Annotated in this window: 12 protein-coding genes; 5 read left to right on the plus strand and 7 right to left on the minus strand. The window is 72.5% G+C overall.

The genetic code is table 11. The annotated features are described in order from the left end of the window. Positions 1 to 166: 166 nt before the first annotated feature. Complete coding sequence (locus tag ACH4C6_RS15610; RefSeq protein WP_398109110.1) at positions 167 to 991, plus strand: maleylpyruvate isomerase family mycothiol-dependent enzyme; 825 nt, start codon at positions 167 to 169, stop codon at positions 989 to 991. Positions 992 to 1,071: 80 nt separating this feature from the next. Next, a complete protein-coding gene (locus ACH4C6_RS15615; protein ID WP_398109111.1) occupies positions 1,072 to 1,815 on the plus strand; it encodes an SAM-dependent methyltransferase in 744 nt (247 codons plus the stop codon). 115 nt (positions 1,816 to 1,930) lie between these two features. On the opposite strand, the gene ACH4C6_RS15620 is transcribed toward ACH4C6_RS15615, so the two are convergent. Continuing rightward, on the minus strand, positions 1,931 to 3,226 hold the full coding sequence (locus ACH4C6_RS15620; RefSeq protein ID WP_398109112.1) for a nitrate/nitrite transporter: 1,296 nt from the start codon (positions 3,224 to 3,226) through the stop codon (positions 1,931 to 1,933). After that, entirely contained in the window at positions 3,223 to 3,873 is a 651-nt protein-coding gene (locus ACH4C6_RS15625) for a GntR family transcriptional regulator (protein ID WP_398109113.1), read from the minus strand. Before ACH4C6_RS15625 ends, ACH4C6_RS15620 begins: the two co-directional genes overlap by 4 nt. Before the next feature lie 223 nt (positions 3,874 to 4,096). On the opposite strand from ACH4C6_RS15625, the gene ACH4C6_RS15630 reads away from it, so the two are divergent. Continuing rightward, the gene (locus ACH4C6_RS15630; RefSeq protein WP_398109114.1) at positions 4,097 to 4,984 is read left to right on the plus strand and encodes a D-alanyl-D-alanine carboxypeptidase family protein; all 888 of its coding nucleotides are present in this window, start codon (positions 4,097 to 4,099) and stop codon (positions 4,982 to 4,984) included. Between the two features lie 81 nt (positions 4,985 to 5,065). On the opposite strand, the gene ACH4C6_RS15635 is transcribed toward ACH4C6_RS15630, so the two are convergent. The 4 genes from ACH4C6_RS15635 to ACH4C6_RS15650 form a co-directional block, all read right to left on the minus strand. Further along, complete coding sequence (locus ACH4C6_RS15635) at positions 5,066 to 6,526, minus strand: dihydrolipoamide acetyltransferase family protein (RefSeq protein WP_398109115.1); 1,461 nt, start codon at positions 6,524 to 6,526, stop codon at positions 5,066 to 5,068. A 10-nt stretch (positions 6,527 to 6,536) separates the two neighbouring features. After that, entirely contained in the window at positions 6,537 to 7,514 is a 978-nt protein-coding gene (locus ACH4C6_RS15640; RefSeq protein ID WP_398109116.1) for an alpha-ketoacid dehydrogenase subunit beta, read from the minus strand. Between the two features lies 1 nt (position 7,515). Further along, entirely contained in the window at positions 7,516 to 8,718 is a 1,203-nt protein-coding gene (pdhA, locus tag ACH4C6_RS15645) for a pyruvate dehydrogenase (acetyl-transferring) E1 component subunit alpha (protein ID WP_398109117.1), read from the minus strand. A 447-nt stretch (positions 8,719 to 9,165) separates the two neighbouring features. Continuing rightward, positions 9,166 to 10,761 carry a protein kinase gene (locus ACH4C6_RS15650; RefSeq protein ID WP_398109118.1) on the minus strand — a complete coding sequence of 532 codons (1,596 nt, stop codon included), beginning with the start codon at positions 10,759 to 10,761 and terminating at the stop codon, positions 9,166 to 9,168. Between the two features lie 347 nt (positions 10,762 to 11,108). Here ACH4C6_RS15650 and ACH4C6_RS15655 point away from each other — a divergent pair, with 347 nt between their 5' ends. After that, the gene (locus tag ACH4C6_RS15655) at positions 11,109 to 12,737 is read left to right on the plus strand and encodes a protein kinase (protein WP_398109119.1); all 1,629 of its coding nucleotides are present in this window, start codon (positions 11,109 to 11,111) and stop codon (positions 12,735 to 12,737) included. A 102-nt stretch (positions 12,738 to 12,839) separates the two neighbouring features. Here ACH4C6_RS15655 and ACH4C6_RS15660 read toward each other — a convergent pair whose 3' ends face one another. Next, complete coding sequence (locus ACH4C6_RS15660; protein ID WP_398109120.1) at positions 12,840 to 13,382, minus strand: bacterial proteasome activator family protein; 543 nt, start codon at positions 13,380 to 13,382, stop codon at positions 12,840 to 12,842. 220 nt (positions 13,383 to 13,602) lie between these two features. Between ACH4C6_RS15660 and ACH4C6_RS15665 the strand changes: the two genes are divergently transcribed. Further along, positions 13,603 to 14,103 carry a hypothetical protein gene (locus tag ACH4C6_RS15665; protein WP_398109121.1) on the plus strand — a complete coding sequence of 167 codons (501 nt, stop codon included), beginning with the start codon at positions 13,603 to 13,605 and terminating at the stop codon, positions 14,101 to 14,103. Positions 14,104 to 14,106: the final 3 nt, after the last annotated feature.

Below are 14,106 nucleotides of genomic sequence, written 5' to 3' on the forward strand. Positions count from 1 at the left end.
GCATTCGAGCCGTCCACACGGGCCTACGATCGTCACACGAAAGCACTGCCGGGGTGCCCCACAGCAGCGTAACTTAGCTCGCAAGACACCCGCCGACAGCCGCAACCTCCCACTGGCAACGCCGCCACCACCTGCCCGTGCACCGACCGCCGAGGGGTCCCGTTCCGTGAGTCTGCATCCCACCCTCCAGCCCTACGCCGACGCCTGGACCCACTCCGTCGAAGCGATATCCGAGCTGGTCCAGCCGCTCGCGGAGGCCGAATGGAATGGGCGGACGCCGTGCCCGGGGTGGTCGGTGCGGGACGTGGTCTCCCATGTCATCGGCCTGGACTGCGAGATGCTCGGCGACCCGCGCCCCATCCACACGCTGCCGCGCGACCTCTTCCACGTCACCAACGACCACCAGCGCTACATGGAGATGCAGGTCGACGTCCGCCGCCACCACACGGCGCCGGAGATGACCTCCGAGCTGGAGTACGTGATCATCCGCCGCAACCGGCAGCTGCGCAACGAGTCGCGCGACCCGGGCGCCAAGGTGCGGGGCCCGCTGGGCAGCGAGCTGACGCTGGAGGAGTCGATGCGGCGGCACGCGTTCGCCGTGTGGGTGCACGAGCAGGACCTGCGCACGGCCCTGGGCCGCCCGGGCAACCTGGACTCCCCCGGCGCGCACGTCACCCGCGACGTGCTGCTCGGCGAACTCCCGCGTGTCGTCGCCGAGGACGCGCAGGCGCCGCGCAGCTCCGCGGTCGTCATCGACGTCCACGGGCCCGTGGAGTTCCTGCGCACGATCCGGGTCGACATCCAGGGCCGCGGCACCCTGGAGACGGCCCCGGCGCTCGGCCCGGCGGCGACCCTCACCCTGGACTGGGAGACCTACGTCCGCCTGGCCTGCGGCCGGGTGTCGCCGGAGGCGGTGACCGACCGGGTCAAGACGGAGGGCGACCCGGACCTGACGGCGGCGATCCTGCGGCACTTCACGGTGACGCAGTAGCCCCCGGGCAACCCCCGGGCCGGCGCCGCGGGCGGAAATCCGCGTGCCGCTTTCCCGCCTCGCGCCGTAGCGTCCCGGGCATGACGCCTTCCCGCCACGCCCGCCTCACCTTCCACGGCCCGCTGTCCGAGCAGCGGGCCGACGCCCTCGCGCGGCGCCTCACCCGCCACGGCCCCGCGACGGTCCTGGACATCGGCTGCGGCTGGGGCGAGTTGATGCTGCGCGTGCTGGCCGCCGCGCCGGAGGCGACCGGCACCGGGATCGACCTGGACGGCGGCGACCTGGAGCGGGGGCGGCGGGCCGCCGAGGAGCGCGGCCTGGCGTCCCGGGTCCGCTTCCTCCAGGAGTCCGCCACCGGCACCACCCGTGGCCCCGCCGACCTCGTGCTGTGCGTCGGCGCGAGCCAGGCGCTCGGCAGCGGGCTGCCGAAGGCCCTGGCCGAGCTGCGCCGCCTCGTCACCGACGGCGGCCGGGTGCTGCTCGGGGAGGGGTTCTGGCAGCGCACCCCGGAGCCGGGCGAGTTGTCGCGCATGTGGCCGGGTGCCACCGCCGGCGACCATCCCGATCTGGCGGGTCTGGTCGACACGGCGATCGGCGCGGGCTTCCGGCCCGAGTGGACCGAGACGGCGAGCCCGGACGAGTGGGAGCAGTTCGAGGCGGCGTACCTGGCGGACACGGAGGTGTGGCTCGCGGGGAACCCCGGCCACCCGGAGGCGGGGGAGGTCCGGCAGCGGGCGGACCGGCACCGGGCGGCCTGGCTGGCCTACCGCGGCGTCCTGGGCCTGGCGTACCTCACGCTCGTGCCGGTGCGGACCGCGACCTGACGCGGGCGGGGGCGGGGGCGGGCCCGGTAGCCGCCCGTCCGGGCCACGCCGGCCCGTGCCCGGCACCCGCCCGTCCGGGCCACGCCGGCCCGTGCCCGGCACCCGCCGGTCCGGCTTACGCCGGGACGTGCACGGTCTCCACCCGGCTGGCCACCAGCCGCTCCCGCTCCCGGTGGGCCGCCTGCCGGCGCAGCCGCAGGATCTGCGTGACGCCGGCCGCCTGGAGCACGAAGACCACGGAGAAGGCGACGCGGTAGTCGTCACCGGTGGCGTCCAGCAGGACACCGATCGCGAACAGCGTGGTCATCGAGGCCACGAAGCCGCCCATGTTGGTGATGCCGGAGGCGGTGCCCTGCCGCTCGGGCGGATTGGCCGGGCGGGCGAAGTCGAAGCCGATCATGGAGGCCGGGCCGCAGGCGCCGAGGACCGTGCACAGCACGATCAGCAGCCACATCGGGGCGTGCGCGCCCGGGTGGGCGAGGGTCGCCGCCCACAGCAGGGCCGTGGCCCCGACCGTGCCGAGCGCGAGCGGCAGCCGCGCCCCGTGGTGCCGGGCGACGATCTGGCCGTAGACCAGGCCGACGACCATGTTGGACAGCACGACCAGGGTCAGCAGCTCGCCGGCGGTGGCCCGGGTGAGGCCCTGCGCCTCGACCAGGAACGGCAGGCCCCACAGCAGCAGGAAGACCATCGCGGGGAACTGGGTGGTGAAGTGCACCCACAGGCCCAGCCGGGTCCCCGGCTCCCGCCAGGCCGCGGCGATCTGCCGGCGCACGTAGGCCGTCCCCTGGTGCGGGACGGGTGCGGTCGCGTGGCCTTCGGGGTGGTCCTTGAGGAACAGCACCACCAGGACGAACACCACGGCCCCGGCCGCGGCGCTGCCCGCGAAGGCGGCCGTCCAGCCGACGCCGTGCAGCAGCCGGGCCAGCACGAGCGTCGAGACGAGGTTGCCGGCCATGCCGATCAGCCCCGCGAACTGGGCGACGAGGGGCCCGCGCCGGGCGGGGAACCAGCGGCTGCCCAGCCGCAGCACGCTGATGAAGGTCAGCGCGTCACCGCAGCCGAGCAGCGCCCGGGAGGCCAGGGCCGTGCCGTAGGAGGGGGAGAACGCGAAGCCGAGCTGCCCGGCCGTGAACAGCACCGCGCCCAGCGTCAGCACCTTCTTGGTGCCGAGCCGGTCCACGAGCAGGCCCACGGGTATCTGCATGCCCGCGTAGACCAGCAGTTGCAGGATGGAGAAGGTGGACAGCGCGGAGGCGTTGACGTGGAAGCGGTCGGCGGCGTCGAGGCCGGCGACGCCCAGGGACGTGCGGAAGATGACCGCGACGAAGTAGACCGAGACGCCGATGCCCCAGACGGCCAGGGCGCGGCGGCCGCCCGGGGGGTCCTCCGGCAGCGCGGCCGAGCTCATCGGACCTCCCCGCGGGCCAGGTGGGAGAACCAGCCGACGTGCCGGTGGACGATGCCGACGGCGGCCTCGGCGTCCCCGGCGCGCAGCGCGTCCAGGATCTCCTCGTGCTCGGCGAGGGTCTTGGCGATGCGGTCGGGGTGGGAGTGCATGACGGCGACGCCCATCCGCAGCTGGCGGTCGCGCAGCTGGTCGTAGAGGCGCGAGAGGATCTCGTTGCCGCCGCTGCGGACGATCTCGGCGTGGAAGCAGCGGTCGGTGACGGCGGCGCCCGCGAGGTCACCGGCGGCGGCCTGCTTCTTCTGCCGGGCCAGCAGCTCCTCCAGGCGCTCGATGAGCCCGTGGGGCGCGGGGACGGCCTTGCGCGCCGCGTGTTCCTCGACGAGCAGGCGGGTCTCCACCACGTCCGCGATCTCCTGCGCGGAGACGGGCAGGACGAGGGCGCCCTTCTTGGGGTAGAGCCGGATCAGCCCCTCGGCCTCCAGCCGGAGCAGCGCCTCGCGCACCGGCGTGCGCGAGACCCCGACGGCCTCGGCGAGCTCGCCCTCCGTGAGCAGGGTCCCGCCTTCGTAGCGGCGCTCGAGGACGCCCTGTTTGACGTGGGTGTAGACCCGGTCGGCGGCGGGGGGTTGCTTCACGGCCACAGTCATACGAACAGGATAGATACATCAGGTGTGCATGGATGCATCCGTCCAGTATGCGGACCCGGATGTCACACATCCGTGGCAAAGCAGGGACCCCTCCCGGCAACAGCACAACCAACTGTGCTAGTTACGAGTCAGACACGTGCGGCCCCTTTCCCCTCGTCCTCAACTCGGCCGCACCGATGGGGCATTCGACGTAATCGGGGTACTTGACTTGATAACCGGCATTATGGGCACTCGTCTGCGCAGAGCCGCGGCCGTCACCGTGACCACCGGCGCCATGCTCGCGACCGGTGCCCTCACCGTCGCGCCGGCGCAGGCCGCGGGCTCGGCGCCCTCCATCGCCGCCAAGGGCGGCTACGTGATGAACAACGCGACCGGCAAGTCGCTCTACACCAAGGCGGCCGACACCCGTCGCTCGACCGGCTCGACCACCAAGATCATGACGGCCCTAGTGGTGCTGAAGCAGTCGAACCTCAACCTGGACAGCAAGGTCACCGTCCAGAAGGCGTACAGCGACTACATCGTCGCGAACAACTGGGCGTCCAACGCCAAGCTGATCGTCGGCGACAAGGTCACCGTCCGCCAGCTGCTGTACGGGCTGATGCTGCCGTCCGGCTGCGACGCCGCATACGCGCTGGCCGACAAGTACGGCTCCGGCTCGACGCGGTCGGCGCGGGTGAAGTCCTTCATCGGCAAGATGAACACCACCGCCAAGAGCCTGGGTCTGACGAACACCCACTTCGACTCGTTCGACGGCATTGGCAAGGGCAGCAACTACTCCACGCCGCGCGACCTGACGAAGCTCGCCAGCGCCGCGATGAAGAACTCCACGTTCCGCACGGTCGTCAAGACGAAGAAGTACACGGCGAAGACGACCACCAAGTCCGGCGGCACGCGGACGATGGCGCCGTGGACGAACACCAACCCGCTGCTCGGCAGCTACAGCGGCGCGATCGGTGTGAAGACGGGCTCGGGTCCGGAGGCCAAGTACTGCCTGGTCTTCGCGGCGACGCGCAGTGGCAAGACCGTCATCGGCACGGTCCTCGCCTCGACCAGCGCGACCGCGCGGCAGTCGGACGCGACGAAGCTGCTGAACTACGGCTTCACCAAGTAGCCGCGGGCTCCGCCAAGGAGCCGCGGACGCGCAACGCGAAGGGGGCCCGCCACAGCCGGTGGCGAGCCCCCTTCCCGTGTGTCAGGCCCAGGTGATCAGGCGCTTGGGCTGCTCCAGCACCGCGGCCACGTCGGCCAGGACCTTCGAGCCCAGCTCGCCGTCGACCAGGCGGTGGTCGAACGACAGCGCCAGGGTGGTCACCTGACGGGGCTTCACCTTGCCCTTGTGGACCCAGGGCTGCGGCTTGATCGCCCCGACCGCGAGGATCGCGGACTCGCCCGGGTTCAGGATCGGCGTGCCCGTGTCGACGCCGAAGACGCCGACGTTGGTGATCGTCACCGTGCCGCCCTGCATGGCCGACGGGGACGTCTTGCCCTCGCGCGCCGTCGCGACCAGCTCGCCCAGCGACCCGGCCAGCTGCGGCAGGGTCTGGGCGTGCGCGTCCTTGATGTTCGGCACGATCAGGCCGCGCGGGGTCGCGGCCGCGATGCCCAGGTTCACGTAGTGCTTGACCACGATCTCCTGGGCGGCCTCGTCCCAGGAAGCGTTGATCTCCGGGTTGCGCTTGATCGCGACCAGCAGGGCCTTGGCGATCAGCAGGAGCGGGTTCACGCGCAGGCCCGCGAACTCCTTGTCCTGCTTCAGCTCCTCGACCAGCTTCATCGTGCGCGTCACGTCGACCGTGACGAACTCCGTGACATGCGGCGCGGTGAACGCCGAGCCGACCATCGCGGCCGCCGTGGCCTTGCGCACGCCCTTGACGGGCACGCGGGTCTCGCGCGCGGTGTCGTACGAGGCCGGGGCGGTCGCGGCGGCGGCCGGGGCCGTCGAGGCCGGGGCCGGGGCGGCCGGGGCGGGAGCCGCGGCCGTGGCGGCGGCGACCGCCGCGTGCACGTCCTCACGCGTGATGATGCCGTCCGGGCCCGTCGGCGTGACCGTCGTCAGGTCGATGCCCAGGTCCTTGGCGAGCTTGCGCACCGGGGGCTTGGCCAGCGGCCGGTCCCCGCCCACCGCGGGGGCCGCCGGGGCCGGAGCCGGGACGGGCGCCGGGGCGTGGCCGTTCAGCTCGGACTGGATCGCCGGGGAGGCCGGCCGGGCCGGGGTCTCCTGGGTCTTGCGGGGGCGGCGGCGGGTGGAGGAGGTTGCCACCCCGTAGCCGACCAGGACCGGCTGGCGGCCCGAGCCCTCGGCCTTCGGCTCCTCGGCCGGCGGGGCGGCCGGGGCCGGGGCGGCGGGCTCCTGGGCCGCGGGCTGTTCGGCGGCGGGCGCGGACGCGGCACCGCCGCTCACGTCCACGGCGATGATCGACGTGCCCACGTCGACCGTGGTGCCCTCCGGGAAGTGCAGCTCCCGGACCACTCCGTCGTAGGGGATGGGCAGCTCCACGGCCGCCTTCGCCGTCTCGACCTCGCACACGACCTGCCCGTCGGTGACCGTGTCACCGGGCTGGACGTACCACTTGAGGATCTCCGCCTCCGTGAGTCCCTCGCCCACGTCGGGCATCTTGAACTCGCGCACGGACGCTTCCGTCATCGTCGTCACGACCCTCTCCTCAGTACGCCAGGGCGCGGTCGACGGCGTCCAGCACCCGGTCCAGGTTCGGCAGGTACTCCTCCTCCAGGCGGGCCGGCGGGTACGGGGCGTGGTAGCCGCCGACCCGGAGCACCGGGGCCTCCAGGTGGTAGAAGCAGCGCTCCGTGATCCGGGCGGCGATCTCCGCGCCCGAGCCGAAGAACACCGGTGCCTCGTGGACCACGACCAGGCGGCGGGTCTTCTCCACCGACGCCTGGATCGAGTCGAAGTCGACCGGGGAGATCGAGCGCAGGTCGAGGACCTCCAGGTTCCGGCCCTCCTCGGCGGCCGCGTCGGCGGCCTCCTGGCAGAGCTTCACCATCGGGCCGTAGGCGGCCAGGGTCAGGTCGGTGCCCTCGCGGACCACCTGGGCCTTGTGCAGCGGGCCCGGGATGGCCTCCGTGTTGACCTCGCCCTTGTCCCAGTAGCGGCGCTTGGGCTCGAAGAAGATCACCGGGTCGTCGCTCTGGATGGCCTGCTGCATCATCCAGTACGCGTCCGAGGCGTTCGACGGGCTGACCACCTTCAGGCCCGCCACGTGCGCGAACAGCGACTCGGGGGACTCCGAGTGGTGCTCGACCGCGCCGATGCCGCCGCCGTAGGGGATGCGCACCACGACGGGCATCTTGACCTTGCCCAGCGAGCGGGCGTGCATCTTCGCGAGCTGCGTGACGATCTGGTCGTACGCCGGGAAGACGAAGCCGTCGAACTGGATCTCCACCACCGGTCGGTAGCCGCGCAGGGCCAGGCCGACCGCGGTGCCGACGATGCCCGACTCGGCGAGCGGGGTGTCGATGACGCGGCTCTCGCCGAAGTCCTTCTGCAGGCCGTCCGTCACCCGGAACACGCCGCCCAGCTTGCCGACGTCCTCACCCATGATCAGGACCTTGGGGTCGGAATCCAGGGCGCGGCGCAGCGACTCGTTGATCGCCTTGGCCAGTGCCATCTTCTCGGCCATCTCAGTTACCCCCCTCGTCGGCGAAGGACGCCTGGTATGCGGCGAACTGGGCGCGCTCCTCGTCGACCAGCGCGTGTCCGTCCGCGTAGGCGTTCTCGAAGATCGCGAAGTGGTCCGGGTCCGGCATGGCACGGACCGCCTCGCGCACTCGCCTGCCCAACGCCTCGGACTCGGTCTCCAGTTCCGCGAAGAACGCCTCGTCCGCGTGGTTCGAGGCCTCCAGGTAGCTGCGCAGGCGCAGGATGGGGTCCTTGGCCTCCCAGGCCTGGCGCTCCTCGTCGCCCCGGTAGCGGGTCGGGTCGTCGGAGGTGGTGTGGGCGCCCATGCGGTAGGTGAACGCCTCCACGAGGGTCGGCCCCTCGCCGTTGCGGGCCCGCTCCAGCGCCCAGCGGGTGACCGCGAGGCAGCCGAGCACGTCGTTGCCGTCGACCCGGACACCGGGGAAGCCGAAGCCCTGGGCGCGCTGGTAGATCGGCACGCGGGACTGCTTCTCGGTCGGCTCGGAGATGGCCCACTGGTTGTTCTGGCAGAAGAACACGACCGGGGCGTTGTAGACCGCGGAGAAGGTGAACGACTCGGCCACGTCGCCCTGGCTGGAGGCGCCGTCGCCGAAGTAGGCGATCACCGCGCTGTCCGCGCCGTCCTTGGCGACGCCCATCGCGTAGCCGGTGGCGTGCAGCGTCTGGGAGCCGATGACGATCGTGTAGAGGTGGAAGTTGTTGCCGTTGGGGTCCCAGCCGCCGTTGTTCACCCCGCGGAACATGCCGAGCAGGTTGGTCGGGTCCACCCCGCGGCACCAGGCGACGCCGTGCTCGCGGTAGGTCGGGAAGACGTAGTCGTCGTCGCGCAGGGCCCGGCCGGAGCCGATCTGGGCGGCCTCCTGGCCGAGCAGCGACGCCCACAGGCCCAGCTCGCCCTGGCGCTGAAGGGCGGTGGCCTCGGCGTCGAAGCGGCGGGTGAGCACCATGTCGCGGTACAGGCCGCGCAGCTCCTCGGCGGTGACCCCGGCGACGTACTTGTCGAACTCCGCGTTCTTGACCCGCTTGCCCTCGGGCGTCAGCAGCTGCACGAGCTGCGGCTCGCCGCCCGTGGCGCCCGCGTCCTTCTTGGCGGTGGTGCGGGTGGTGCGCTTGGTGCCGGTGGCGCCGGCCTTGCTTCCGGCGCTGCGTCGCGGTGTGCGCGCGGCAGTGCTCTCCACGGTCACGTGTGCTCCTCCGTCGGTCCGGCTCCCGGGGTTGCCGGTGGGCCTGGGGTTCCCCCTGCTCGTTCAGAGCCTGGGGGAGCGGCTCACCTGTTCTCGACCACGGGCACGGGGTGGGTGCCGCTCAGCCGGGAGACAGGCGTGACAGGTGCCCCGGCGAGCGCCCTGCAGAAAGCACGTTACCCAGTGCGCCACATTTCTGTGAAACCCCATCTGACCTGCGATTTTGCTTGGATTTCCAAGTAAATCGGGAAGGCTGCGAAGGGGCCCTGGTCACAGCCTTGCAGGAGGCCGGAGCTACCGCACGTTAACCCGGTGACCCAGGTCACGGGAAGAGCCAACTTCCGGGCGCGGTGAAACGGCACGCGCGCGTGGGGCCCGTTCCCGGGTCCCACGCGCGCGTGGATCGTGTCTCCTCGGCCGGCAGTCAGCCGTCTTCCGCCGGACGGATCAGCCGCCGTCGCCGCCGGCGCCGCCCGCGTCACCGGCGGTGGTGCCGCCCGCGTCGGTGCCACCGGTGTCGTCCGGCGGGGTCTCCGGGTCGGTGGGCTCCTCGCCGCCCGTGGGCTCGCCGGTGGGCTCCGCGGAGGTCGGCGGGTTCGACGGCCGGCCCGTGGGCGACTGCGGCGCGCTCTGGGACGGCGTGTAGGAGGGCGTGTACGACGGCGTCCAGTCGCCGTTGCCGTTGCCCGTGCCGGTACCGCCGTCCGTGGTGCTGCCGGTCGGCTCGTCCGTCGGCTCGTCGCTCGGCTTCTTGCTGGGCTCCTTGTCCTCGCTGCTGCGCGAGGAGCTCGGCGACTGCTTCTTGCCCGGCTCCTCCTTGCCGCCGCCGGTGTTCTGCAGCGCCAGGGCGACGCCCGCGACCACGGCGATGACCGCGAGCACGGCGAGGATCCACAGTTTGCCCCGGCCGCTGCCCTTGTTGCCGTGGCCCTCGAAACCGCCGTCGTCCCCGCCGCCGTAGCCGGCCGGCAGGATCGGCGAGGGGATCTGGGTGGTGCCGGAGGCGTCCCCCGGGTGGCCCATCACGGCCGTCTGCGCGAAGCCGCCCGACGGGGTGTTGCGGCCCTCGTGCGCGACGACGGGGCCGGTGTTCCAGGTGCCGGTGTGGCCGCCCTGGTCGTACAGCATCTGCAACGCGTACTGGACCAGGCCGCGCATCTCCTCGGCCGTCTGGAAGCGGTCGTCGGGCTCCTTGGCCAGGGAGCGCATGACCAGGCCGTCCAGCTCCGGCGGGCAGGCGTCGGAGGCCTCGGAGGGCGGGGTCGGGATGTCCTGGACGTGCTGGTAGACCACCGACAGCGGGGTCTCCCCGGTGAACGGCGGGCGCAGCGACAGGAGTTCGTACAGCAGGCAGCCGGTCGCGTACAGGTCGGAGCGGTGGTCGACGGCCTTGCCGAGCGCCTGCTCCGGGGACAGGTACTGCGGGGTGCCCATGACCATGCCGGTCTGCGTCATCGTCGTCGACGCGCCGTGCAGGGCGCGGGCGATGCCGAAGTCCATCACCTTCACCGCGCCGTTGTGCGTGATGATGACGTTGGCCGGCTTGATGTCGCGGTGCACGATGCCGTGCTGGTGCGAGTAGGCGAGCGCCTCCAGCACCCCGGAGACGATGATCAGGGCCTGCTCGGGCCCGGGCGCCTCGGCGTTGAGCAGCAGGTCGCGGATGGTGCGGCCCTCGACCAGCTCCATCACGATGTAGGGCACGGACTGGCCGCCGACGACGTCCTCGCCGGAGTCGTACACGGCGACGATCGCGTGGTGGTTGAGGCCGGCGACCGACTGCGCCTCGCGCGTGAAGCGGGCCTTGGACACCGGGTCCTCGGCGAGGTCGGCGCGGAGCAGCTTGACGGCGACGGTGCGCCCGAGCCGGACGTCCTCGGCAGCGAACACCTCGGCCATGCCGCCCCGGCCGAGCCTGTGGGTCAGCCGGTACCGGCCGTCCCCGACGAGCCCGCCGTTGCCCCAGTTGTCCGGCGCGTCCGACATGCCGCCGCCAGTCGCCTCGGGGTCGGACGGGCCCTGAGCGCGCTGCTGCTGTGCCATCAGTCCTCGCCGTCGTTTCTGCCCGCGGTGCGCGCGGTGTTGTTACGGTCTCCGTCGGCCACGCTACAGCCTCCGCGCAAGCCTGAGGTGCGAGACGGGTGCCAGGGACCGGCACGAGACGGACCGGCCATGAAACCGTCACTCCGTACTGTCGTGCAAATTCCGTGTACCGGCCGTACGCCCCCTGTAACGCTTCCGCGACGCTTCTTTCGCGTACGGTCACGGAACGGGCACCGAGCTTGACGTGTCACTGCCCTGGGGCAGACTTGGCCGGGAATCACGGTGTGGATCACGACGGATCAGCGACAGGTCGGCGGCGCCCGCGGGGGCTACGGGGGACAGGGAACATGAGCCAGGACGGCGCACAGGGCCATTACACGGGGCGGGCGCTCGCCGGTGGCCGCTATCAGCTGCGCGACCTGCTCGGCCAGGGCGGCATGGCCTCGGTGCACCTCGCGTACGACAGCGTGCTCGACCGGCAGGTCGCCATCAAGACGCTGCACACCGACCTCGGCCGGGAGCAGGCGTTCCGCGAGCGGTTCCGCCGCGAGGCGCAGTCCGTGGCCAAGCTCACGCACACCAACATCGTCTCGGTCTTCGACACCGGCGAGGACACCGTCGACGGCATGACGACGCCATACATCGTCATGGAGTATGTCGAGGGCCGCCCGCTCGGCTCCGTGCTCGACGAGGACGTCCGGCAGCTGGGCGCGATGCCCGCCGACAAGGCGCTGAAGATCACCGGGGACGTGCTGGCCGCGCTGGAGATCAGCCACGAGATGGGCCTGGTCCACCGGGACATCAAGCCGGGCAACGTGATGATGACCAAGCGCGGCGTGGTCAAGGTGATGGACTTCGGCATCGCCCGCGCCATGCAGTCCGGTGTGACGTCGATGACGCAGACCGGCATGGTCGTCGGCACCCCGCAGTACCTCTCGCCCGAGCAGGCCCTGGGCCGCGGCGTGGACGCCCGCTCCGACCTGTACTCGGTCGGCATCATGCTGTTCCAGCTCGTCACCGGGCGGCTGCCGTTCGAGGCGGACTCGCCGCTGGCCATCGCCTACGCGCACGTGCAGGAGGAGCCGCCGGTCGCGTCCTCGATCAACCGCTCGCTGCCCCCGGCGGTGGACGCGCTGATCACCCGGGCGCTGAAGAAGAACCCGAACGAGCGCTTCCCCAGCGCCGAGGCCATGCGCGACGAGTGCCTGCGCGTGGCGGCCTCCTTCCAGGCGGCGCCGCCGAGCATCGTGCCGGGCACCCAGGCGCCGAGCGGCTCGGGTGTCGGCTCGGCGGTGTTCCCGCCGGTCGACCAGACCGGCCCGGCACCCTCCGGCCAGGTGCAGACGCCGTACCAGCCGACCCCGCCGCCGAACCCGTACGGCACCCCGGCCCCGGCGTACGGCTACCCGCAGCAGGGCGGCTACCAGGCGCCCACCCCGGCCGGCTACTCCCCGCAGCACGGTCCGTCGACCCCGCCGCCCTACAACCTCACCCCGCAGACGACGTCCGTCGGGCAGGGCGGCGGCAGGAGCAACAAGCCGGTGATCGTCGGCTCGGTCGTCGTGGCCCTGCTCGCCGTCGGCGGACTCGTCACGGCGCTGCTGATGATGGGCGGCGGCGAGGACGACAAGGGCGGCGGCAGCGACCCGAGCACGTCGGCCTCCGCGGAGAAGAAGCCCGGCTACCGCGGCCCGGACCGGTCGAGGACGGTCGACACCGAGGAGTGCACGGAGCCGCAGGAGTCGTACAACGACCCCGAGAAGATCGAGATCCCGAGCTTCAAGTTCAAGGACATCCAGTCCGTGAAGGCCTGCGCCCAGGCCGCCGGCTGGCAGGTCAAGACCGAGAAGGTCGACGAGAACACCTACGGCGAGGGCACGGTCATGAACCAGTTCCCGTCCAAGGGCACCGACGTCGACCCCAAGGACATGCCGACGATCGTGCTCAACGTCTCGACGGGCAACCCGCCGTCCTGACGGCCCGGGCCCGGACGCCCGGGACCCTGGCGCCCCGGACATGAGGAAGGGCCCGGCGGCCGCGGCCGCCGGGCCCGTGTCGGGTACGGGCTGTGCCGCCGTCTACAGGTACGGGCCGCCGGAACGGCCTCCCGGGTGCTGCTCGTCGAGCCCTTCGTGACCGACGCCCGGCGGGAGGGCGCGGCGCATCTGCTCCAACTGGGCACGGGCCGCCATCTGCTGGGCGAACAGCGTCGTCTGGATCCCGTGGAACAGCCCCTCCAGCCAGCCCACCAGCTGGGCCTGCGCGATGCGCAGTTCCGCGTCGCTGGGCGTGGCCTCGTCCGTGAACGGCAGGGAGAGCCGCTCGAGCTCCTCCACCAGTTCGGGCGCCAGGCCGTCCTCCAGCTCCTTGACCGAGCTGGCGTGGATCTCCTTGAGCCGGACCCGGCTGGCCTCGTCCAGGGGAGCCACGCGCACTTCCTCGAGCAGCTGCTTGATCATGCTGCCGATGCGCATGACCTTCGCCGGCTGCTCGACCTGCTCCGTGACCGGGGTCTCGCGGGAGTCCTCGTCTCCGCCGCCGCCGCTGAGCGCCATGCCGTCCTGGCCCACGACCAGGATCTGCGGGTTCTCCGGCGACCTTTCGTTCCTCGGCATCTCCATGCCGCCATTGTCTCGTACGCCTGCGCACCGCCCTCGGGGTGCCCCCGCGGGTCTTCCCGCCGTCGTCGTGACGGGTCGGGACACCCGGGCCGGGCGCCGGTTCCGCCCGTCGGCCGAACCCGGAGTGCCCGGTGCCGCGTGCGGTGTGAGGCTGAGTGCCCGGACACGACCCGACATGCCGTTCTGCCCCACCGGGGCACGGCGGGAGGGAGTCACCCCCGTGGCTCCATGGCTACACGCCCTGCGGGCGGCGGCACTGGCACTGGCACTGGCACTGGGAACGGGCGCGGCCGTCGCACCGTACGGGGCCGCCCCGTCCCACGCCGCCGTCCTCGCCCCCGGCGTCCTCGCCCCCGGACTCCCCACCGACGACGAGGACGCCGTGGCGGCCGCCCCCAGTCTCTCGCCGGTCCCCTCCGGCCCGGGTGAGCCCTCGCGGGCGGGCAGCCGGGCCGGGCAGGGACGGGAGCGCCCGGGCCGCCCTGCGGCCGCCTCGGAGGAGCCGGGCGTCACCGACGCCACCGCCCTGCCCGCGACGCCCCCGGAGCCCGTCCCCGAGCCGCCCGTGCCGACGGTCGAGGACGAGCCCGTGCGCCGGGCCGCCACCGCCGAGAGCCCTACCGCCCCGGTCCTGCGCATCCTGCCGCTGGGCAGCGGCCTGGTGCTGATCGGGCTGGGCCTGGGCCTGGCGTTCCTCGGGCTGAGGCTGCGGCGGGGGTAGCGG

The organism is Streptomyces sp. NPDC017943 (genome assembly GCF_044328425.1).
In the GTDB taxonomy this organism is placed as follows: domain Bacteria; phylum Actinomycetota; class Actinomycetes; order Streptomycetales; family Streptomycetaceae; genus Streptomyces; species Streptomyces djakartensis_A.